Annotated in this window: 22 protein-coding genes and 1 pseudogene; 9 read left to right on the top strand and 14 right to left on the bottom strand. The window is 74.1% G+C overall.

The features are described from left to right. Positions 1 to 18: 18 nt before the first annotated feature. Positions 19 to 1,977, bottom strand: a complete 1,959-nt coding sequence (locus tag A3CO_RS0105070) for a flavin-containing monooxygenase (protein WP_018331149.1) — start codon at positions 1,975 to 1,977, stop codon at positions 19 to 21. A 132-nt stretch (positions 1,978 to 2,109) separates the two neighbouring features. Between A3CO_RS0105070 and A3CO_RS0105075 the strand changes: the two genes are divergently transcribed. Genes A3CO_RS0105075 through A3CO_RS0105085 form a run of 3 tightly spaced genes read left to right on the top strand, consistent with a single transcriptional unit; the run spans position 2,110 to position 4,941 of the window. Then, positions 2,110 to 2,760 (top strand): nitroreductase family protein, encoded by a 651-nt coding sequence (locus A3CO_RS0105075; protein WP_018331150.1) that lies wholly within the window; start codon positions 2,110 to 2,112, stop codon positions 2,758 to 2,760. Further along, positions 2,757 to 4,346, top strand: a complete 1,590-nt coding sequence (locus tag A3CO_RS0105080; protein WP_018331151.1) for a class I adenylate-forming enzyme family protein — start codon at positions 2,757 to 2,759, stop codon at positions 4,344 to 4,346. The genes A3CO_RS0105075 and A3CO_RS0105080 overlap by 4 nt, the downstream gene beginning before the upstream one ends. Then, positions 4,339 to 4,941, top strand: a complete 603-nt coding sequence (locus tag A3CO_RS0105085; RefSeq protein WP_018331152.1) for a TetR/AcrR family transcriptional regulator — start codon at positions 4,339 to 4,341, stop codon at positions 4,939 to 4,941. The genes A3CO_RS0105080 and A3CO_RS0105085 overlap by 8 nt, the downstream gene beginning before the upstream one ends. Positions 4,942 to 5,030: 89 nt before the next feature. On the opposite strand, the gene hepT is transcribed toward A3CO_RS0105085, so the two are convergent. Both hepT and mntA read right to left on the bottom strand, forming a co-directional pair. Then, positions 5,031 to 5,447: a type VII toxin-antitoxin system HepT family RNase toxin gene (hepT, locus tag A3CO_RS35325; protein ID WP_018331153.1), complete on the bottom strand. Its 417-nt coding sequence runs from the start codon at positions 5,445 to 5,447 to the stop codon at positions 5,031 to 5,033. Further along, entirely contained in the window at positions 5,444 to 5,836 is a 393-nt protein-coding gene (mntA, locus tag A3CO_RS30155) for a type VII toxin-antitoxin system MntA family adenylyltransferase antitoxin (RefSeq protein WP_018331154.1), read from the bottom strand. Before mntA ends, hepT begins: the two co-directional genes overlap by 4 nt. A 39-nt stretch (positions 5,837 to 5,875) precedes the next feature. Between mntA and A3CO_RS0105100 the strand changes: the two genes are divergently transcribed. Continuing rightward, a complete protein-coding gene (locus tag A3CO_RS0105100) occupies positions 5,876 to 6,406 on the top strand; it encodes an NADPH-dependent FMN reductase (protein ID WP_018331155.1) in 531 nt (176 codons plus the stop codon). A gap of 32 nt (positions 6,407 to 6,438) precedes the next feature. On the opposite strand, the gene A3CO_RS0105105 is transcribed toward A3CO_RS0105100, so the two are convergent. From A3CO_RS0105105 to A3CO_RS35330, 4 genes are all read right to left on the bottom strand, one after another. Further along, complete coding sequence (locus A3CO_RS0105105; RefSeq protein WP_018331156.1) at positions 6,439 to 7,278, bottom strand: NAD(P)-dependent oxidoreductase; 840 nt, start codon at positions 7,276 to 7,278, stop codon at positions 6,439 to 6,441. A gap of 39 nt (positions 7,279 to 7,317) precedes the next feature. Next, on the bottom strand, positions 7,318 to 7,611 hold the full coding sequence (locus A3CO_RS0105110) for a putative quinol monooxygenase (RefSeq protein WP_018331157.1): 294 nt from the start codon (positions 7,609 to 7,611) through the stop codon (positions 7,318 to 7,320). 53 nt (positions 7,612 to 7,664) lie between these two features. After that, entirely contained in the window at positions 7,665 to 9,917 is a 2,253-nt protein-coding gene (katG, locus tag A3CO_RS0105115; RefSeq protein ID WP_018331158.1) for a catalase/peroxidase HPI, read from the bottom strand. A 184-nt stretch (positions 9,918 to 10,101) separates the two neighbouring features. Continuing rightward, complete coding sequence (locus A3CO_RS35330) at positions 10,102 to 10,659, bottom strand: DUF4190 domain-containing protein (RefSeq protein WP_051085850.1); 558 nt, start codon at positions 10,657 to 10,659, stop codon at positions 10,102 to 10,104. A 215-nt stretch (positions 10,660 to 10,874) separates the two neighbouring features. Between A3CO_RS35330 and A3CO_RS30165 the strand changes: the two genes are divergently transcribed. Beyond that, a complete protein-coding gene (locus tag A3CO_RS30165) occupies positions 10,875 to 12,128 on the top strand; it encodes a hypothetical protein (protein WP_018331159.1) in 1,254 nt (417 codons plus the stop codon). Positions 12,129 to 12,224: 96 nt separating this feature from the next. Here A3CO_RS30165 and A3CO_RS0105130 read toward each other — a convergent pair whose 3' ends face one another. Next, positions 12,225 to 13,145: an NAD(P)H-binding protein gene (locus A3CO_RS0105130; protein WP_026204298.1), complete on the bottom strand. Its 921-nt coding sequence runs from the start codon at positions 13,143 to 13,145 to the stop codon at positions 12,225 to 12,227. 99 nt (positions 13,146 to 13,244) lie between these two features. Here A3CO_RS0105130 and A3CO_RS0105135 point away from each other — a divergent pair, with 99 nt between their 5' ends. Together A3CO_RS0105135 and A3CO_RS37855 are read left to right on the top strand one after the other, a co-directional pair. After that, complete coding sequence (locus tag A3CO_RS0105135) at positions 13,245 to 13,988, top strand: Type 1 glutamine amidotransferase-like domain-containing protein (RefSeq protein WP_018331161.1); 744 nt, start codon at positions 13,245 to 13,247, stop codon at positions 13,986 to 13,988. Between the two features lie 9 nt (positions 13,989 to 13,997). Next, positions 13,998 to 14,189, top strand: a complete 192-nt coding sequence (locus tag A3CO_RS37855) for a hypothetical protein (RefSeq protein ID WP_157647077.1) — start codon at positions 13,998 to 14,000, stop codon at positions 14,187 to 14,189. Positions 14,190 to 14,496: 307 nt separating this feature from the next. Here A3CO_RS37855 and mscL read toward each other — a convergent pair. The 3 genes and pseudogenes from mscL to A3CO_RS0105155 all read right to left on the bottom strand — a co-directional run. Continuing rightward, positions 14,497 to 14,886 (bottom strand): annotated as a pseudogene (gene mscL, locus A3CO_RS38940) (large conductance mechanosensitive channel protein MscL); the annotation flags it as partial. Between the two features lie 212 nt (positions 14,887 to 15,098). Next, positions 15,099 to 16,442: a M20/M25/M40 family metallo-hydrolase gene (locus A3CO_RS0105150; protein ID WP_018331164.1), complete on the bottom strand. Its 1,344-nt coding sequence runs from the start codon at positions 16,440 to 16,442 to the stop codon at positions 15,099 to 15,101. A 70-nt stretch (positions 16,443 to 16,512) separates the two neighbouring features. Next, positions 16,513 to 17,019, bottom strand: a complete 507-nt coding sequence (locus A3CO_RS0105155; protein WP_018331165.1) for a TetR/AcrR family transcriptional regulator — start codon at positions 17,017 to 17,019, stop codon at positions 16,513 to 16,515. 83 nt (positions 17,020 to 17,102) lie between these two features. Here A3CO_RS0105155 and A3CO_RS30175 point away from each other — a divergent pair, with 83 nt between their 5' ends. Next, positions 17,103 to 17,807, top strand: coding sequence for an HAD-IA family hydrolase (locus A3CO_RS30175; RefSeq protein WP_245561439.1), 705 nt, complete (start codon positions 17,103 to 17,105; stop codon positions 17,805 to 17,807). Positions 17,808 to 18,280: 473 nt separating this feature from the next. Here the strand turns inward: A3CO_RS30175 and A3CO_RS0105170 are convergent, their stop codons facing one another. Genes A3CO_RS0105170 through A3CO_RS35335 form a run of 3 tightly spaced genes read right to left on the bottom strand, consistent with a single transcriptional unit; the run spans position 18,281 to position 20,280 of the window. Next, a complete protein-coding gene (locus tag A3CO_RS0105170) occupies positions 18,281 to 18,478 on the bottom strand; it encodes a hypothetical protein (RefSeq protein ID WP_018331168.1) in 198 nt (65 codons plus the stop codon). A gap of 57 nt (positions 18,479 to 18,535) precedes the next feature. After that, on the bottom strand, positions 18,536 to 19,411 hold the full coding sequence (locus A3CO_RS0105175) for a hypothetical protein (protein WP_157647079.1): 876 nt from the start codon (positions 19,409 to 19,411) through the stop codon (positions 18,536 to 18,538). Beyond that, positions 19,408 to 20,280 carry an STAS domain-containing protein gene (locus A3CO_RS35335; RefSeq protein ID WP_018331170.1) on the bottom strand — a complete coding sequence of 291 codons (873 nt, stop codon included), beginning with the start codon at positions 20,278 to 20,280 and terminating at the stop codon, positions 19,408 to 19,410. Before A3CO_RS35335 ends, A3CO_RS0105175 begins: the two co-directional genes overlap by 4 nt. Positions 20,281 to 20,448: 168 nt before the next feature. Here A3CO_RS35335 and A3CO_RS30185 point away from each other — a divergent pair, with 168 nt between their 5' ends. Further along, positions 20,449 to 21,138, top strand: coding sequence for a maleylpyruvate isomerase N-terminal domain-containing protein (locus tag A3CO_RS30185; protein WP_018331171.1), 690 nt, complete (start codon positions 20,449 to 20,451; stop codon positions 21,136 to 21,138). The last annotated feature ends 8 nt before the right edge of the window (positions 21,139 to 21,146 follow it).

Raw genomic sequence — 21,146 nt, forward strand, 5'->3', positions numbered from 1 at the left:
TGGGGCGGTCACGGAAAATTACCGAGGAATTGCGCAGCGGAGCGGGCCGTCCGCCTCCCCGTCACCCCCGTCCGAGGACCCTGGTGGTCGGCGCAGGTCGTGGTCCGCTGCCCCCGACGCCTCCAGGCGGGCCCGGTAGTCGACGATCCGCCACGGCAACGTGTTGACCACGCGTCCGGCCGCGTTGCGGTACCAGTTGGTCATGCCGGGGTGGGTCCAGATCATCCCGGCGTGCGCGGCGTCGACCTCGGCGTCGTAGGCCGCGGCGACCTCCGGGCGCACCTCGATCGCGCTCGACCCGGCGTCGAGCAGACCGGCGATCAATCGGGCGACGTAGCGCATCTGCAGCTCGATGATCGTGATCTGCGAGCCGCCGTGGCCGAGGGCCGTGTTCGGGCCGGAGAGCAGGAACAGGTTCGGGAAGCCGGGGACGGTCACGCCGAGGTGGGCGTGGGCGTCGTCGTCGCCCCACACCTGCGCCAGCGACCGCCCCGCACGGCCCCGCACGTCCACCCCGGCCAGGAACTCGTGCGCGGCGAAGCCCGTGGCCAGCACGACGACGTCCGCGGGGTACTCGGCGCCCGACGTCGTCCGCAGCCCGTGGGGCAGCACCTCGGCCACGGCCTCCGTCACGAGCTCGACGTCGTCGCGGCGCAGCGCGGCGAACCAGCCGTTGTCGAGCAACATCCGCTTCCCGAACGGCGGGTAGTGGGGGAGGGCCTTCGCGACGAGGTCGGGGCGGCCCGCGAGCTCGGCCTCCAGGTAGCGCGTGAAGTGCCGGCGGTGGCCGTCGTTGGCGGCGTTCACCGACCGCTCCGGGTGCTCCCAGGCGGGGTCGACGACGAGCGCGGGGTGCACCTTGTCGTTGAACGTCCAGGCCAGCCGGGCGCGGTACCAGCCGGCGTAGTAGGGCACCTCGGCGAGGACCTGCTGCTTGTCGGCGCCGATCTCGTCGAAGTAGCCCTCGTGCGGCGCGATCCACTGCGGGGAGCGCTGGAAGATCGTCACGCCCCCGGCCGACCCGGCGATGCGGGGGACGATCTGCATGGCGCTCGCCCCGGTCCCGACCACCGCGACCCGTCGTCCGGCGAGCTCCAGCCCGTCCGGCCAGCGGGCGGAGTGGAACAACGGACCGTCGAAGCCGTCGAGCCCCGGTAGATCGGGCACCGTCGGCCGGTTGAGCTGCCCGACCGCGGAGATGAGCAGCGACGCCGACCGGGTCTCGCGAGAGCCGTCCCGATGACGGGTCACGACCTCCCACCGGTGGGTCGCCTCGTCCCACGTGGCGGCCTCGACCTCGACGCCGAACTCGATCGACCGGCGCAGGTCGGCCTCGTCGGAGTAGTCGCGCAGGTAGTCGAACACCTCGTCGCGGCGGCCGAACGCGGTCGACCACGGGTGCGGGCGGAACGAGTAGGAGTACAGGTGGCTGGGGGTGTCGACCCCCGCCCCGGGGTAGCGGTTCTCCCACCACGTGCCGGCGACCTCGGTGTTCCGCTCGAGGGCGGTCACCGGGATGCCCATCTCCCGCAACGTCGCGACGGCGAGGAGCCCGCCGACCCCAGCGCCGATGACGAGCGCGTCCGTGCCGGGCGGCACCGTTGGGTGCGGGGCCGGTTCCGGTGCCGCGACCCCGAGGGTCTCGGCCATCATCGGCTCGAACTCGTCGCCGACCGGCTCCCCGGTGAACGTCCGCAGCATCCGCAGGAGCAGCTCGCCGCGGGGGGCCGGGATCGCGACCGGGGTCCCGGCGTGGAAGGCCGCGACCGCGTCGGCCGCCGCGTCCCGGATCTCCGCCCGGACGTCGTCGGGCAGCCCGCCGGTGTCGTGGTCGTCGAGCCCCCGGGCGCGGGTCGGCGCGTAGGGCGGCTCCAGCCACCGGAGGTCGCCGGTCAGCTGGACCAGGCACATCGTCAGGCACGGCACGTTGGCCGCGTCGAGGGCGCGGCGGAGATCGGTGCGGCTGACGGTGGTCACGAGCGGGACCTTACGGCGGGTAGGGCGGTGCTGCGCAAGCGTCCGTCCGAGCTGCTACGAAGGGCTTGACGTGTGGTCGGGACCACAGCACAGTGACGGTTCCTGGCCTACCCGCTGATAGGAGAACCGGCGATGGAGCTGGACGAGGCGATGCGGACCACCGGGACGTGCCGGTACTTCCGTGACGACCCGGTGCCCGACGAGGTGCTGCACGCGGCGATCGACGTCGCCCGCTTCGGGCCGCAGGGCGGCAACCGGCAGCCGGTGAAGTGGATCGTCGTGCGCGACCCCGCTCGCAAGCAGGCGCTCGCCGACCTGTACCTGCCGATGTGGGAGGCCTACTTCGCCGGGATCGGCGAGGGCACCGTGCAGGCCAACGCGCTGCCGAAGACGGTCCGCGACGCCGACCACTTCGCCCGCCACCTCGCCGAGGTGCCCGCGATCCTCGTGCTCTGCGCCGAGACCGCCGGCCTGCACCCGACGGACACCGACCTGGGTCGGCTGTCGGTGGTGGGCGGCGCGTCGATCTACCCGACGATGCAGAACCTCTGCCTGGCGCTGCGCGCCCAGGGCGTCGCCACGGCGGTGACGACGCTGCTGTGCGCGGTCGAGCCGCAGGTCCGCGAGCTGCTGGCCGTCCCGGACGACCACATCACCGCCGCCCACGTCGCCGTCGGCTACCCGGCGAAGGCCTTCCCGACGAGGCTGTCGCGCACCCCGGTCGAGGAGATCACCTTCGACGAGACCTTCGGGCGCCCGATGTTCGCCGGGGCGCCCGCGTGAGCGCTGCGGCCGACGTCCGCGCGCTCCCCGAGGTCCACCGTCGCCCCGTCGGCCGGGCGACGATCGGGGACCAGCTCCGCCGCCACGCGCGCACGCAGGGTGCCCGGGTCGCGGTGGTCTCCTACGACGGCGGCTCGCGGCGCGAGACCACGTACGGCGAGCTCGACCGGCGCGCGAACGGGGTCGCGCACCACCTCGTGGGTCTCGGGGTCCGGCGCGGCGACCGGGTGGCCGTCATGGCCCGCAACGGCGTCGACGTCGTCGCCGTCTACTACGGCGCGCTGAAGGCCGGCGCGGCGTTCACGGGGGTCAACGTGCTGCACGGCCGCGACGAGGTCGCGGCGCAGCTCGAGCACGCCGAACCCGCCGTCGTCGTGGCCGGGCCGGAGTACGTCGACCTGCTCGGACCGATCACCACCGGCGTGTCCGGCCGGATCGTCCTCGGCCGGGCCGAGGGCTGGACCGCGCTCCCCGACGTGGTCGCGGGGCCTGACCACGAGCCCGACGTGGACGTCGACGAGCACGACCTCGCGATGCTCGTCTACACGTCCGGCACCGAATCCACGCCGAAGGGCGTGATGATCCCGCACCGCAACTACCTGATCTCCACCGCACCGGCGTGGAGCTGGGGCCTGCGGACCGGCCCGGACGACACCTGGCTGTTCGCCATGCCGTTCTTCACGATCGCCGGGCTCGGCTCGATGACGACCCTGACGATGATGGGCGCGACCCTCGTGCTGCCCGACTCGCTCGACCCCGCCCGGGCGCTGGAGCTGATCGCGTCGGAGCGGGTCACCGTCGTCGCGCAGACCCCGACCTTCTACCTCGCGCTCGCCCGCGACCCCGGGTTCGGGCCGGCGGCGGTCGGCACGGTGCGCCGGGCGATGACCTACGGCGGCCAGGTGTCGCCGGCCGCAGTCGACGCATGGGCCGACGCCGCGGACGGGGTGGTCTGGGGGACGTACTGGGGCCAGTCGGAGCTCTCCCAGCTCGGGTCGGTCGGCTGGTTCTCCCGGCTCGAGGACATCCCGGACGCCGATCCGTCGTGGATCGGCACGCCGGTGACGCACCTGGAGACCCGGATCGTCCGCCCCGACGGCGCCGACGCCGCGCCGGGGGAGACCGGCGAGCTCTGGTGCCGCTCGCCCTCGGTGATGCTGGGCTACTTCAAGGAGCCCGAACGGACCGAGGCCGTGTTCTCCGACGACGGGTGGCTGCGCACCGGGGACATCGTGCGGTCCGACGCGGCCGGCAACCTGTTCTTCGCCGACCGCGCCCGGGACATGATCAAGTCCGGTGGGTTCAACGTGTCCTCGCAGGAGGTCGAGCGGGTGCTGCACTCCCATCCCGACGTGCTGCGCGCCGCCGTGGTGGGCCGGCCCGACGAGTACTGGTCGGAGGCGGTGACCGCGTTCGTGATCGTGCGCTCGCCCGTGGCACCCGCCGCGCTCGTCGCCTACTGCCGGGAGCGCCTGGCGTCGTACAAGACGCCGAAGACGGTCCACGTGGTGGAGTCGTTCCCGGTCGACGGGCAGGGCAAGGTGCTCAAGCGCGAGCTGCGGCGCGTCGACGTGCCCGATGTCTGAGCCGGTCCCGCTGTCGGGCCGCCGCCGGGTCACGCCGGAGCAGATCGTCGACGCGGCGGCGGCGTTGTTCGCCCGCGAGGGCTACCACGCCGTCGGCACCCGGCACATCGCTGACGAGCTCGGCATCCGCGGGGCCAGCCTGTACCACCACTACCGGTCGAAGGAGGAGATCCTCGCGGCCATCTGCCGGCGGGTGACCGCCGAGCCGGTCGAGGAGACCCTGCCGCTGCTCGACGACGCCGGCACGCCCGGCACCCGGCTGGCGGCGCTGGTCCGGGCGCACCTGCGCCACCTGGTCCGACGCCGGGTGGAGTTCCTCGTCGGGCTCCAGGAACTCGCGGCGCTGACTCCCGAGCACCGGGCCGAGGTCGAGGCGCACCGGAGGCACTACCAGCGACGGGTGCGGGACACCGTGGCCGCCGGGGTGCGGTCGGGCGAGTTCACGGTGGACGACCCGGCCCTGGCGGCCCTCGCGCTGCTCGACGCGCTCAACGGCACGGCCCGGTGGTTGGACCCTGCCGGCCCGCGGTCCCCGGACACCGTCGCCAACATGTACGTCCGGATGCTCGTGGACGGGCTGCTGGGCCGACGCTAGGTCGACGAGTGCCGTGTGTGGTGCGCGGTGGTCCCCGATGCACCGCACACGCCACTGATGGACCCAGCGCGGCAAGACGGCGGTTCCCGTCAGCCCCGATCGCGCAGGACGACCAGGAACGCGCGGAGATCGGTCGGTCCGGACGCCGCGATCGCGTGCACCCGCGCGAGGTCGAGCTTCCCGTAGGCGTGGACGATGAGATTCCGGAACGCAGCGGCGCGCGCCAGACGTTCGGCGAGGGCGCTGTCGAGGACGTCCGACGCTGCCAGCAGGCGGAAGGCGTCGCCGTAGGTCGGCGGGGTCCCGGATCCCAGGCGAACACTGGCCGACATCGCGAGATCGATGACGATCTGGATGGCCTGCCAGAGATGCAGGATCACCGTGTCGGTCGCCGACGACATCGGACGGAGGTCGTCCGGGTCGTCCGGTAGCGCCGTGGCCACACGGTCGAGATGGGCGAGCACGCTCGCGCTGCGTTCGGCGAGCAGCTCGGGGTCGACCGTCATCCGAGCGACGCCAGGACCTCGGCCTGGGCAGCGCGGATGACCGGCTCGGCGTCGCACCAGAACCGCACGGCCTCGAGCCGGAAGTCGAGGAAGACCTCCGGGCGGGCCTCCACCAGGGCCACTCCGTCCCGCGCGGCGCGGAACCGGAGGAGTGCGCTGGCACGACGGAGGTCGACCAGGTCGACCGCGTCGGTCACGAGTGTCGAGCTGAGGACGTCGAGGAGGGCCGCCGGATCGACGTCGGTCCCGGGAGCGGACTGGTAGCCGACGTCCCAGTCGGATGTCGGCCCGGCGTCCCCACGCGCGCGCGAACCGTGCAGGACGAGGAGCTCGACGCCGACGAGCGCCGCGCGGCCGCGCAGGGCCGCCGCGATCTCGTCGTTCTCCACACCGGGAACCGTATCGCGGTCCGGTCCTAGGCTGCCCCGGTGACGGTGCTGCTGGTCTCGGGGAGCACCCGGGCGGGATCGACGAACACGGCGCTGCTGCGCACCGCGGCCGCCATGGACCCGCAGCGGACGCGGCTCTACGACGGGCTCGCGGCGCTGCCCGCGTTCAACCCCGACGACGACGTCGAGCCGCTCCCGCCCGCCGTCGCCGACCTCCGGGGTGCGCTGGCCGCCGCCGACGCCCTGCTGATCTGCACGCCGGAGTACGCGGGCGCGCTCCCAGGGGCGTTCAAGAACCTGCTCGACTGGACCGTCGGTGGGGCCGAGATGCCGGGCCTGCCGACGGGGTGGATCAACGCGGCGGGGGTGGCGGCGCCGACCGGCGGGGCCGGCGCACACACCGAGCTCGCGACCGTGCTGGGCTACGTCCAGGCGCGCGTCGTGCCGGCGGCCTGCCGTCGGGTGCCGCTCTCCCGCGCCCAGGTCGGCGACGACGGGCTGATCGACGACCCGGCCGTGCGCGCCGAGATCAGGGCCGCCCTGGACGCCCTGGGTGGCTTCGCCCCGTGAGCAGAAAGTGGGCTTATAGCCCCACTTTCTGCTCACATGGCGGAGCCACCGCCGAGCTCCACGAGGGCCGTGACGTCGGCGTCGGCCCACCCGTCGGCGGCGACGCGGAGGTAGGCGTCGCGGGCCGCCGCGGTCACCGGGAACGAGGCGTCGCCCAGGTCCAGGGCGTGCGAGAGGTCCTTGGCCGCGAGCGGGCTCGTGAACCATCCGGCGTGCTGGGGGTCGACGAACCCGTCGACGCGGTTGGCCAACCCGGGCGCGAGCATGGGGGACTCGCGCAGCAGGTCGGTGAGGGCGGTGTCGTCCAGCCCGGCGGCTCGGCCGAGGCGCACGGTCTCCGCCACCATCGCGACCCCGACCAGCAGCAGCTGGTTCGACAGCAGCTTCACGACGGAGGCGCGGGCCGGGTCCTCGCCCGCCTCGGTGGTGGCCACGAACGCGGCCCACAGTGGGGCGAGGGTGGAGCGGGCGGGTCCCGGACCCCCGACGAGCCACCGCGCCTGCCCGGCCTGTACGGCATGGGGTGCACCGAGGATCGGGGCCGCGACGAAACGCGACCCGTAGGCCGCGGCGAGCGTGGTCTGGGTGCCCGGCGCGACGGTCGAGGCGTTCACGACGAGCATCCCCGTCCACGCCGCGCGCGCCTCGCCGCCGGGCAGGGCCACCTCGAGCAGACTCGCGTCGTCGGCGAGGGACACGACCACCGCGTCGGCGGTCGCAGCGTCGGGATCGGCGAGGACCTCGGCGCGGCCCTCGAACGGGGTGGTGCGGGCGGGCGACCGGTTCCAGACCTCGAGCTCGTGTCCCTCGTCGAGCAGCCGCTCGGCCAGGGCACTGCCCATCCCACCGAGCCCGATCACCGCGATGCGCATGCCGCGAGCCTGCCAGCCCGCGGCACCCGACGTCGGGCCTCAGCCCTCGACGGGGACGAGCGGGTGGATGGCCGGCGGCGCGGCGAGGTGCTCGCCGGCCACGGCGAACGCCTGGGCGACGTGCGGGGTCTGCATGTGGGCGTCCAGGTCGGCCTGCTCGCGCCACTGCTCGACCGTGACGAAGACCGTCGGCTCCGCGGCGGAGCGGGTGAGCTCGTAGGACAGGCAGCCCTCCTCGCCGCGGGTCGCGGTGACCAGCTCCGCGAGGGCTCGACCGACGAGCTCCTCCGAGCCCGGCTTGGCGGTGATCAGGGCGACGACCTGCAGCGACATGGCGTCACCGTAGCGGGGTGGTGCGCACTCGCATGGCGCACCACCCGCCACGCTCACCCGACCGCGACGTCGTACCGGTCGGACATCATCACCTTGTCCCACACCGCGACGAAGTCGCGCACGAACCGCTCCTGACCGTCGCTGCCCGCGTACACCTCGGCCACGGCGCGCAGCTGCGAGTTGGACCCGAAGACGAGGTCGTTGCGGCCCGCCTGGAAGACCGGGCGGCCGCTCTCGCGGTCGTCGAGGGTGAACGAGGTGCCGGCGTCGTCCACCTTCCTCCACTCGTAGTCCATGCTCGTCAGCACGTCGAAGAAGTCCGTGCTGAGCGTGCCGACCCGGTTGGTGAACACCCCGGAGCCCGAGCCGTCGTGGTTGCAGCCCAGCACCCGCAGGCCGCCGGTGAGCACGACCCACTCCGGCGCGCTGAGGTTCAGCTGGGCCGCCTTGTCGAGGAACAGCTCCTCCGGGGCGATCCGGGCGACCTGCGCGTACCCGTCGAGCTGGTAGTTGCGGAACCCGTCGACCACCGGCGCGAGCCAGTTGAACTGCGGCACGTCCGTCTGCTCCTGGTACGCGTCGACGCGACCCGGGGTGAACGGCACGGTCACCGGCACCCCGGCGGCCGCCGCTGCCTGCTCGACCGCGACGCAGCCGCCCAGCACGATCAGGTCGGCGAGGCTGACGCCGGACTCGGCCGCCGCCACCTCACGGAGCTTCGCGACGACGGGCACGGTGCGGGCGTTGACCGCCCAGTCCTTCTGCGGGGCCAGGGCGATGCGGGCGCCGTTCGCGCCACCGCGCTTGTCGGTGTCGCGGTAGGTGACCGCCGAGGAGAAGGCGGTGTAGGCCAGGTCGGACACCGAGAGGCCGGAGTCGAGCAGGACCTGCTTGAGGCGGTTGACCTCGGCCTCGTCGATCACGGCACCGTCGTGCGCGGGCAGCGGGTCCTGCCAGATGAAGTCCTCCGCCGCGACCTCGGGGCCGAGGTAGCGCGACTTCGGGCCCATGTCGCGGTGGGTCAGCTTGTACCAGGCCTTCGAGAACTCCTGGGTGAAGTAGTCGAAGTCGGCGAGGAAGCGCTCGCAGATCTCGCGGTAGACCGGGTCGACCTTGAGCGCGATGTCGCTGGTCATCATCATCAGCGGGTGCTCGACGCCGGGGAGGTGGGCGTCGGGCGTCTTCGGGGCGTCCGGGTCGACCGGCTTCCACTGCGACGCGCCCGCCGGGCTCTGCGTCTGCTCCCACTCGTGGCCGAAGAGGTTCTCGAGGTAGGAGTTGTCCCACTGCGTGGGGTTCTGGGTCCACGAACCCTCGATGCCGTTGGTCATCGTGTACTGGGCGTTGCCGGACCCCTCGGGGTTGTCCCAGCCCAGACCCATCTGCTCCATGGGCGAGATCTCCGGCGGTGCCCCGATCCGGTCCGGCGCGACGGCGCCGTGGCTCTTGCCGAAGGCGTGGCCCCCGGCGATGAGCGCGACCGTCTCCTCGTCGTTCATGGCCATCCGGCCGAAGGTGATGCGGATGTCGACCGCGGACGCGGCGGGGTCGCCGTTGCCCTCGGGGCCCTCCGGGTTGACGTAGATCAGCGACTGGTGCGACGCGGCGAGGGGCTGCTCGAGCTCGTAGCCGCTCTCGCCCGGCCGGGTGCTCCACCGCTGGTCGCGGTTGACCATGTCGTCGTAGGACTTCACGTCGGACATGTCGATGTACTCGGGACCCCAGTAGGTCGAGTCGTCGGCCTCCCACGCGTCGCGGCGACCGCCGCCGAAGCCCGTCGTCGGGAAGCCCATGACCTCCAGGGCCACGTTCCCGGTGAGGATCATGAGGTCGGCCCAGGAGAGCGCCGAGCCGTACTTCTTCTTGATCGGCCAGAGCAGGCGGCGCGACTTGTCGGTGTTGCCGTTGTCCCACCAGCTGGAGATCGGGGCGAAGCGCTGCATGGCCTGGCCGGCGCCGCCGCGGCCGTCGGCGATGCGGTAGGTGCCCGCTGCGTGCCACGCCATCCGGATCATCTGCGGGGCGTAGTTGCCGTAGTCCGAGGGCCACCAGGAGACCGACGTCGTCATGAAGTGCCGGATGTCGGCCTTCAGCTCCGCCAGGTCGATCGAGGCGAACGCCGCGGTGTAGTCGTCCTCCGACAGCGGGTTCGCCGCCGCGCCGTTGCGGTGCAGCTGCTCGACGCGCAGGCGGTCCGGGTACCAGTCGGAGAGCGTCGGCGGGGTGGTGTACGCGCCGCCGAGGGTGTTGCCGCCGAAGGGGCACGCCCCCTCGAGGACCTCGGAGTACTCGGCGTATTCGGTCATGAGGTGGGGCCCCTTGCGGTAGAGGACGGTCGGCGGGCCCGCACGATCTGTCGGCCCTCGATCGTTTACCCCGGCCCGCGCGGTCGACACCGACGCGGTGACGAGTCCTCGCACTCGTCCTCACGGCCCGCCGGCCGCCGCCGTGCTCGCCCGAGCACGGCGGCGGCCGGTGCGACCCCGGGGGTCAGCCGATCCGGGCGATCTGGAAGCCGACCTGGGTGCCGTTCACGGTGTTGACCGTGATGCCGAACTGCGCGGGGGCGCCGCCGACGGTCCCGGAGCACGTCGTGGTGGCGCCGATCTGACCGGGCAGCTGCTCGGCGCAGGTGACGTTCGTGGCGGCCGTCTGGGCGGCGACCTCGGTCGCGAGCTGGTCCGGGGCGACGACCGGGGTGTTGGCAGCCGACGGGGCGGTCGGGGCCTGCTGCGAGCTGTCGGGCTGCTGCGGGAGCTGGCTCGCGACCGACGCGGCCATGATGGTGACGATCACGGCGGTCAGCAGGCCGATCACGGTGAAGGCGATGGACAGCCACATGCCGGCGGTCGCGAGACCGCGGCCGTTCTCGTGGCGCTCGGCGGCCTGGCGGCGGCCCATGATGCCGAAGACGATGCCGAGCGGGGAGAACACGAACGCGAAGACGATCGAGAGGATCGCCATGACGTTGGTGCGCTGCGGCGTGGTGGGGGCGTACGCGGTGGCGGGCTGCTCGGGCGAGGCGTGCGGGGGGAGCTGCTGCGTCATCGTTCGGAAGTCCTCACGGGAATCGCTCCGCCGACGGAGGTGCCGGCGGGGTCGACGCTGCGGTGATCGCCGCAGGGCCACGCGATGCGACGGCGCCGGACGATCTTGATCGGTTCTTCACACGAATGTCGTAGTTTCGACGCGGGAGTTCGTCACCAGAGGTGTACGCCTCTGCCGTCGGACTGAGGTCGATCCCGCCCGGGCACTCCCGGCCCGTGCCGCGCACCCTCCCCGCGACGCCGCTCGACGAGGCCTTCCTGGACCTCCGCGCGGTGTCGGTGCTCTCCGTCCACCTCGAGATCCGGGTGGCCGGGCACGTCGACACCGCCCGCCTCGCCACGGCACTCGCGCGGGCGGCCGACGCGCACCCGATGGCCCGGGCGCGGCCCGCGCCGGAGCCGCCGTGGGCGCTGCGCGCGCGGTGGGTCCTCGACGCCCCGCTCGCGGTCGAGGTCTCCGACGACGTGACCGTCGCCCGCGACGAGCTCCAGTCGCGGCTGCCCGACGACCGGGCGGTGGCCGTCGTCGTCGCCCGCGATCCCGATGGCGACGTCATCGCCTTCCGGTTCCACCACGCCGCGATCGACGGGCGCGGGGCGCTGCGGTTCGTCGCCTCGGTCGTCGACGCCTACGCCGGGCGGAGACTTCCCGACGCCGGGCTCGGGCGGGCCCGCGACCTCCGGCGCCTCGCCGGCGCCCGGGGCGTGCGGGACGTCGCGGCCCGCGCGGGCAAGATCGCCTCCGACGCGTGGGGGCGCGCGGCACTCACCCGGGTCGCCGGCGACGGGGGAGCGGACGGCCCCCACCACGCGTTCGTGACCCGCCGTCTGGAACCCGGCGTCGTGGCGGCCCTGCGGGGGTCGCGACCGTCGGGCGCGACCCTCAACGACCTCCTGCTCGCCGCCCACCTGCGCACGGTCGTCGCGTGGAACGCGCGGCAGGGCGCGCGGGTGGGGCGCAGCGTCTCGGTGATGATGCCGGTCGACCTGCGCGGGGACGACGAATCCGTGGCCAACCTCGCGAGCTACGTCGCGGTCGTGGTGCCGACCCGGGACCTCGCCGACGCCGCGTCGGCGGTCGCCGCCGTGGCCGCGCAGACCCGGGCGGTCAAGGAGCAGGGCACCGCGGGGTGGATCGTCGACGTGCTGTCCGTCCTCGTCGCGCCGCGCGGGGTGAAGCGCGTGATGCCTCGGCTGCTGCCGCTGGTCGAGGGACGCTTCGTCGAGACGACGATCCTGTCGAACCTCGGGCCGGCGGCCCTCGGCGACCTGGCGGAGGCGGGCCGGGTCCGCGAGGTCCGGTTCAGCCCGCCCAACCTCTCACCGCGCATGGCGGTGACCCTCGGCGTCGTCGGTCACGACGACGGGCTGACCCTCACCTGGCGCTCGCTGCGCCGGGACATCGGCCCGGCCGGGCTCGAGGTCGTCGCCCGGATGTTCCTCGAGACGCTCGGCGCGGACCGGGGCTGAGTCGAGGGGGGAGTCGGAGGGGAGGAGGCCCGCTCTGCTGGAGCCCCCACCCGTGCGCAGACCATAACGGCTCTTACCTGGTTGTGCAAAACCGTTCTACGCCGCAGCGGCCCGGTCGGGCGTCGAGCGGGCGGCCGCGTCCCGGTCCTCGAGGGCACGGCGGACCGCGTCGTCGTAGGGCATCGGGTCGAACGGGACGAGCCGACGGATCGCGTCGTCGCGGACCACGACCTCGTTCGACATCGAGTCGATCAGGGAGCGGCCGGTGGCGGTGTCGACGTCGGTGACCAGTGACAGCCACCGCGAGGACAGCGACGGCGTGAGCAGCGGCACCGGCACGATGGCGAGGCGGCGCCGGCCCATGACGGCCGCGGCCCGCTGCATCATGTCGGCGTACACGAGCACGTCGGGGCCGCCGACGTCGAAGGCGCGACCCGTGGTGGCGTCGACGTCGAGAACGGCGACGAGGTAGTGCACGACGTCGTCGATCGCGATCGGCTGCGTCCGGGTGTACACCCAGCGCGGGCACACCATGGCCGGCAGGTGGGAGACCAGCTGCCGGGTCATCTCCCACGAGATGCCGCCGTGCCCGACGATGATGCCGGCCCGGATCGTCGTCACCGGCACGCCGCCCTCGGCGAGGTGCGACTCGACCTCGCGGCGGCTGCGCAGGTGGTCGGAGAGGTCGTCACGGTCGTCACCCAGGCCACCGAGGTACACGATCCGCCGCACCCCGGCCGCGGCAGCGGCCCGACCGAAGGCGCGGGCACCGTCGGCGTCGGCGCGCACGAAGTCGGCGCGGTCGAGCGAGTGCACCAAGTAGTAGGCCACGTCGTGGCCCTCCAGCGCGCCGCGCAGCGTCGCCGGTTCGTGCACGTCACCGCGCACCGGATCGCCGCACCCCTCGTACCGCTCGGGGCGCCGGGTCATGGCGGACACGGCGTGGCCGGCGTCGTGCAGGGCCTCGCACAGCCGCTGCCCGACGAAGCCGGACGCGCCCGCGATCAACAAACGCATGCCCTCCTGGTACCCCGTGGCCAAACCTCGCGGCGCCGGGCACCTGTCGTCGGGACCGCTCCTCCCGACGTCGGGTCCGCCCCGGCTACCGTCCGCGCCATGCCCGCCGACGGCCCGACCATCCTCGCCACCTCCGGCGGCCTGCGCCGCGCCGACCGCATCGACTGGCAGGTCGCCCCGCTGACCCACCACGCGGTCGAGCTGGCCGGGGTGACCGGCCGTGCGCCCCGGGTGTGCCTGATCCCGACGGCGGTGGGCGACGACCCGCGCCTCGTCATGACCTTCTACGACAACGCCTCGCGCCTCGGCTGGGCCGCGAGCCACGTCGCGCTGATCCCGATGCCCAACGTCGACGACCTGCGCGCGCACCTGCTCGCGCAGGACGTCATCTGGGTGTGGGGCGGCAGCGTGGCCGCCCTGCTCGCGCTCTGGCGCCTGAACGGGCTCGACACGATCCTGCGCGAGGCGTGGGAGGCCGGGGTGGTGCTCACGGGCGTCTCGGCGGGGTCGATCTGCTGGCACGTCGGCGGCACGACCGACTCGTTCGGCCCGACGCTCCAGCCGGTGATCAACGGCCTCGCGCTGCTGCCGTACGCGAACGGCGTGCACTACGACTCGGAGTCCGAGCGCCGTCCCCTGCTGCACCGGCTCGTCGCCGAGCAGATCGTGCCCACCGCGTACGCCACCGACGACGGCGCCGGGCTGCTCTACCGCGGCACGGAGCTCGCCGAGGTCCTCACCGAACGCGACGGTGCCCGCGCCTACCGGGTCGAGCGCGGCCCGGACGGTGCCGCGGTGGAGACCGAGCTGGACTTCCGCCGACTGCCGTCGCCGTCCTCGTAGGCTGCGCCCGTGGATCGTCGGCGGGTGGTCGCGCTCGTGCTCGTCGGGCTCGCGATCCTCTGGCTCCCGCTGAACCAGCCGGTCGAGGGCCCGCAGCTGCTGCGCCTCTCCGAGACCCACGCCGTGACCACGGCCGACCTGCTCTCGGTCGCGCTCGTGCTGGTCGCGGCGTGGTTGTGGTGGTCGAGCCGGTCGCGCTGAGACGTCAGCGCACGCCCGCGCGGCTGTGCCGTGGTGGGGCGTCGGCAGCAGGGACCGGGCGCGGCGGGGTCGGCCGGACGGGCGGGGCGCCGTGACCGGCCGCCGCGTACATCGGGGGAGCGGGCGCACGGGCGGGCACGGTCTCCGCCTCGTCAGCGCGCACCGGGCGGGGCGCGGGTGGGGAGGGCGGTGCGGGCGGCGTGGGTGGCGTGGGTGGCGTGGGTGGCGTGGTCGGGGCGGGCGGCGCGGGCGGCGTGGTCGGCGCGGGCGGCATCGCGGGCCCACGCCCGTCGTCGGGAGCGCTCTCGACGCGGGCCTGCGCCTGCGCCTCGAGGAGGTCGCGGATCTGGGTGAGGAGCTCGACGTCCGTCGGCTGCGACGGGCCCGCCTCCTCGCCGCGCAGGCGCCGGTTCTGGATCGCCTTCATCGGGGCGACGACCAGGAAGTACACGACCCCGGCCGTGATGAAGAACGTGATCGCCTGGTTGATGAAGGTCGCGTAGTCGAACGGCACGCCGCTGACGCGGAACGTGCCGCGGAACTGGTCGCCGCCGGGGGAGAGCAGCTGGATGAGCGGCTTGAGGAACGACTCGGTGAAGGCCGTGACGACCGCCGTGAACGCGGCACCGATGACGACCGCCACCGAGAGGTCGATGACGTTCCCGCGGAGCAGGAAGTCCTTGAATCCCTTGAGCATCGTGGTCCTCGGGCAGGGAGCTGGGGAGCTGGCCCCGAGGCTAGGGATCGCACCCCGACGCCGAGGAAGCGCGATCGGCGGGTCGCGGTGGGTCGGCCGTGCAGTGCGGTGAGCGTCGCGGCGCCGATCGGGCCCGCTCCGGACGCCGCACGACACGCACCGCCGACCGACCCGGCGTGTGGTGACCGGCGCGACCCGCCGTCGGGAAGGCCCTACCGCGTCAGCGAGCGCAGCAGCATCGTCTCCGCGAGGACGCAGCGGCGGAACATCGCGAGGTGCAGGCTCTCGTCGATCCCGTGCCAGCGCGAGGCCGGGTCACCGACGCCGGTGACGAGCACGGTCGCGCCCGGGAAGGTGCGGGCGAACTCGGCGATGAACGGGATCGTGCCGCCCATCCCCATCTCGACGGCCTCGGAGCCGAAGGCGGCGGAGAGGGCCTCGCGGGCGAGGTCGTAGACGGTGCCCTCGGCGGACAGCGCGAACGGCTCGCCGGAGGCGTGCAGCGAGACCTCCAGGCCCACGCCCCACGGGGCCTGGCGCTGCAGGTGTTCGCGGACCGCCTCGAAGGCCGACGCCGTCGCGTCGCCCGGCGCCAGGCGCACGCTGATCATCGCGCGGGCGCGGTGCACGAGGATGTTCGCCGCGCCCTCGACGGCCGGGGCGTCGACGCCGAGCACCGCGATCGCCGGCTGCTGCGCGACCCGCTCCTCGATCGACCCGGTGCCGAGCAGGTCCACGCCCTCCAGGACGCCGGCGTCCCCGCGGAACTGCTCCTCCGACATCCCGGGCACGTCGGAGGACCCGCGCACGAGCCCCGGCACCGCGACCGACCCCTTGTCGTCGTGCAGCGTCGCGAGCAGGCGGCACAGCGCGGTGAGGGCGTCGCCGGCCGGACCGCCGAACAACCCCGAGTGCACTGCGCGCTCGAGCATCGACACCTCGACGACGATGTTCGTGAGTCCCCGCAGCGACGTGGTCAGCGCGGGCACGTCGACCGCCGGGTTGCCGGCGTCCGCGATGACGATGACGTCGGCCGCGAGTGCGGCATGGTGCTCGGCGAGCAGCGCGGACAGCGTCGGCGACCCCGACTCCTCCTCGCCCTCCACGAACAACGTCACCCCGACCGGAGGGCGACCGTCGTACGCGCGCAGCGTGGCGAGGTGTGTCATCACGCCGGCCTTGTCGTCCGCGGCGCCGCGCCCGTAGAGCCGGCCGTCGCGCTCCGTGGGCTCGAACGGGGCGGAGGTCCAGAGCTCGTCGCCGCCGGTCGGCTGCACGTCGTGGTGGGCGTAGAGCATCACGGTCGGCTGGCCCTCGGGCGCCGGCCAGCGCGCGACGACGGCCGGTGCCCCGCCCGCCGCGGCGAGCACCTCCACCGACGACGCGCCGGCCTCCCGCGCGAGCATGGCCACGGCGTCGGCCGACCGGCGGGTGTCCTCGCGGTGGGCCGGGTCGGCCCAGATGCTGGGGATGCGGACGAGACCGTCGAGGTCACGCCGGGCATCGGGGAGCACCGCGTCGACGGCGGTCTGCAGATCGGCGGGAACGTCAGCCATGCCGCGACCCTAGGCCCCGTGGCGCCCGGGCGAGCGGGATTCACGGGTCGCTCCTGCGGACGCCGTTCGGTCAGCGTGCGGCCAGTTCCCTGGCCCGGTCGAGGGCGTCGGTCGTGCCCTCCACCGCCCGGCGCGCGACGGCGCCCTCGAGGAGCAGGAAGAGGTACTCCGCGCGGTCGGGGTCGCCCGTCAGCCGCGTCAGCTCGTCGCGGACCGCCTGCTTGTGGGCCTGGATCACGGCAAAGGCCGGGTGGTCGCGGGGGAGCTCCGCGGCGGCGCGCTGGAACCCGCACCCGAGGTCGGTGTCGAACTGCGGGTGCGCGAGGTAGCTGTCGAACACGGTGTCCACCTGCGGTTTCGCGGCGAGGCGTTCCTGCAGGTCGGCCCACCACCGGTCGTGCCGGCGCTGCAGGTACGCGGTGACCAGGGCGGCCTTGGAGCCGAACTGGTCGTAGAGCGTCTTCTTCGTGACGCCGGCCGCCTCGGCGATCCCCGCGACCCCGACCGCCGTGATCCCGTGCGTATAGAAGAGCGCCGAGGCGTGGTCGAGGATGCGCTGCCCCGCGGGAGTCGTCATGACTTGACGGTATACCGACCGGTGGGTCAAGGTGCGTGTAAACCGATCGGTCTACCTGTGGGGGAGTCGCCATGATCCGCGCCATGACCTTCGACGTCGTCGGGACGTTGATCGACTTCGAGTCGGGCATCCTGCGGTGTATCCGGTCCTTCTCGCCCGTTCCCGACGACCGGTCGGTGCTGGCGGCGTTCGGCGCCGCCGAGGACGCCCAGCAGCGGCTCACGCCCGAGCGACCGTTCCCGGCGATGCTCGACCCGATCTCGGTGCAGCTGGCCGCCGAGCTCGGGATTCCGGAGCTGGCCGGTTCGCCGTCGCCGCTGCGGTGGTCACTGGGCTCGTGGCCGGCGTTCCCCGACGCCGCCGAGGTGCTGGCCCGCTGGCGCGACCGGTTCGTGCTGGTGGCGCTGACGAACGCCGACCGGGCCGCGCTCGAGGCGTGGGGCCCGGCACTGGGGCACCCGTTCCACGCCACGGTGACCGTCGACGAGGTCGGCGTGAACAAGCCGGACCCGCGCATGTTCGAGGCGGCCCTGGACAAGCTCGCCGCGGTCGGGATCGGCCGGGACGAGGTGCTGCACGTCGCCCAGAGCCAGTACCACGACATCGGCGCGGCGCACGCGCTCGGCCTGCGCACCTGCTGGGTCGAACGGCGGCACGGGCAGGCTGGTACCGGGGCGACGCCGACCGCGACCGTCGTCCGGCCCGACCTGCACGTCCGCTCACTCGCGGAGCTCGACGAACTCCTCCAGGGCACGGCGGTACTCGACGGCGGGCGGGCGGCGGGGTAGCGATATTGCCCGGGCCGGGAACCTCCGGCGACGAGGTCGCCGGTCGCCGGTCGCGCGTGATCTGCCGCGCCGTCGCGACCCACGCGACGTCGAGCCACCCGGCCGCGGCGACGACGGCGGCCCCCAGCACCGCCGTCGTCGCCCTCCGCGACCGTCGCGCCCCGTCGCCCCCTCCCCCCGGCGGGGCGGTGTGTCAGCGCGAGCGGCTCACGTGCTGATCACACCCGCTGGACCTTTCGTACGCCTTTCAATCCTGCGGACCGGTCGGCACGGGCTGCCACGGCCGGTTGTGTCGTGGTGTGCGGGCGCGGGTCTTGCGGACGACGTCGAGGACCTCGCCGTGGGTGCGAGGACCACGGGGATGACGTCGGTGTCGCACGCCGCGGTCGTCCCGACTGCGGCCGCCCCCGCCGGGGTGCGTGGCGGTCACCGTGATGGCGACGCGGGCTGCCCCGGGAGGGAACGGCGTCCGATCATCCGCGTCGCCGTGACTCGGATGAACCGGAGCGCTCCTGCTCCTGCTCCTCGACGAACAGCACCCGGGCTCCGTCGCGGGCGAGGGCGGTGGCGATCTCCACGGCCGCCGACACGGCCGAGAACTCCGTCCCCTCGACCACGGCGACCACCCGGCACTCGCGCAACGACATGGCGAGCGCCGTCGTCGCGGCCACCCACGGGGCGTGGCGTCGATCGGACCCCCGGCGCGACCGCCACCGGGAGCAGGAAGATCAGCGGGTGCCGGTGAGGACCCGGACGGTGCGGCCGTGCCGGTCGTCGTGGGCGGTGGCGTGGTCGCAGAAGCGGGTGAGGTGGGCGAAGCGGGGGTCCTCGACGGCGACCCCGGCACCACCGGCCACCTCGGGCACGGCCCGGCACTCGGCGACCACCGCGTCCGCGCTCACCCGGACGTCGAGGGTGTGCTCCCCGGGCGGGAGGTCGGCGGGCCCGGGGACCAGCTCGACCCCGCAGGCGAGCAGCATCGCCTCGTGGGCGGCGAGCACGGCGGCCTCGGCGCGCTCGCCGTAAAGCCCGGCGTCGCGCACCGCGGCGGCGACCCGGTGGCGCAGCGCCGCGAGCGCCGCCCCGTCGGGGACCGGGACCCGGTCGACCGACGAGCCGAGGACCGCCGCGGGCACGGGGCTCGTCGGGGCGGGCGGGAGGTGGTCGGGGGAGGGGACGGGGCCGTCGGGGGTGAGCAGCCACGGGTGCGCGCGCCGGGCGGCCTCGACCAGGACCGGGGGGTAGACGCACAGCACCGCCAGCGCCTGGTCGGCGAGCAGCACGGAGAGCGCGTCCTCGGCGAGCGCGCGGACGTCGGGGTCGGCGTCGGCGCAGCTCCGACCGACCACCACGGCGCCCGGCCCGAGGTCGGCGAGCCGGTGGCCGAGGACGGTGGGGTCGACGTCGACCGGGGCGGGCAGGTCCAGGGGGGCGTCCGGGCGGGCGTCGCGGAACGTCCGGGCGCCGCGCCGGTCGAGCACCACCTCCACGGGGGCGCCGGCGGCGAGCGCGGTGTCCACGGCGGGCAGGCAGAGCCGGGCGAGGTCCTCGGGGTCCTCCGCGACGACGGCCGCGTGCAGCAATCCCGCCCCGCCCGGGCTCACGCGTCCCCGCCCTCGCGGAGCACGATGGTGTCGGGCCGCTCCAGCGCGTCGAGCAGGCGGCGCAGCAGCCGGGGCGGTTCGTGCAGCACGAGCCGCTGTCCGGCGGGTGCCGACCGGGCGGCCAGCACCATCAGCTGGGCGCAGGCGACGTCGACGAACCCCACCGCGCCCAGGTCGACGTGCAGGTCCGGGCTCTGCCCGGTGCCCGCCTCGGCGGTGGTGCGGGCCCGGCGCATGGCCCCGGTCAGCGCCCCGCCGAAGCGCTGGGCCACGTGCGCGTCGAGGTCGCCGGAGACCCGCCAGCGCCCGCACGACTGGTGGGCGCCCCAGCCGACGTCGAGCACGTCACGGTGGTGGATGCCGAGCGAGTGGACGACGTGGACCTCGTTCTCCACGGCCGTCGTCAGCTGGCAGAGCACGTGCAGCGGGAAGCGGGCCGTGAGGTCGTCGTAGCCGCCCTCCTGCTGCGCGAAGACCGCCACCTCGTCGTCGTCGGCGAGCGGGCGGCGGGACGACTCCTGCGTCATCGCCACCGAGGTCCAGCCCTCGTCGAGCGCGCGGTGCAGCTCCTCGGCCTGGACCCGGTGCAGCCCCTCCGCGGTCCCGTCGACGAGGTCGACGAGGCGCGGGAAGTCCATGAACTCCAGCTGCCCGGTCGCCAGCGCCCGCCGCGTGCGCACCGTCGCCTGCGGGCCGGCGATCCAGTGCTTCTCGAGGCGCCGGTCCTCGCCGAGCCAGCCCTTGTAGTAGACCTTCGCGCCGAAGGCCAGCTCGCGGTCGAGCCAGGCGGCGGTGCCGACCCGCTGCCCGTGATCGCTCTCGGCGACCTGCAGCAGATGCGCGCGCGCCGGGCCCGCGTCCACCGTCATCGCGTCCGTGACTCCCGCGTCCGTCCCCCGACGTCCGAGGCCCGGCCCCGCCGACCGGATCCGCCGGACAGCATCGCCCGGACGAGACCCGTCCGGGACCGTTCACGACCCAGGTTCACCCGATACGCACGGGTTGTGACGTGGCGTGACCACTCTAAGGTCCCCGGTATGCCGGTCCTCCTCGGTGACGCCTACCGCGACGCCCACGGGCGCGTGGACGCGCGGATGCGCTCTCTCGCCGCCCTCGACCCCGACGCCCTGGGCACCCTGGTGCCCGCCTGCCCCGGGTGGACGGTGCACGCCGTGGTGTCGCACCTCGTCGGCATCGCGGCCGACGCCCTCGCCGGGCGTCTCACCGGCCCGCCCGACGACGAGTGGACCGCCGGCCAGGTCGACCAGCGGCTGGGTGTCCCCGTCGAGGACGTGCTGGCCGAGTGGGCTCCGTTGGTCGACCCGATGGTCGCCGGGCTCAACGACCGGAGGATCCCACCGCCGGCCTGCGCCGACGCCCTCGTCCACGAGGGGGACGTCGTCGAGGCGCTCGGCGACGAGGTGCCGCCGGTCGAGACGTGGGGCGGGGTCGCCACGATGCTCTGCGGTGGGTGGCTCAAGGGGCTCCGCGTGCCGGGGACCCTCGTGGTGCGCACGGACGGGAAGGAGTTGACCGGTGGCACCGGGGACGGGCCGACCGCCACGCTGACGGTCGGGCGGTGGGAGTTCTTCCGGGGCGTGTTCAGCCGACGCAGCCTCGACCAGATGCGGGCCTGGGACTGGGACGGTGACCCGGAGCCGTGGCTCGCCCCGCTGTGCGTGTTCGGCCCGCGGACGGACGATGTGCCTCCGGCACGTGAGCACTGAGTGGGGCT

It is taken from the genome of Actinomycetospora chiangmaiensis DSM 45062 (assembly GCF_000379625.1).
Taxonomy (GTDB): Bacteria; Actinomycetota; Actinomycetes; order Mycobacteriales; family Pseudonocardiaceae; genus Actinomycetospora; species Actinomycetospora chiangmaiensis.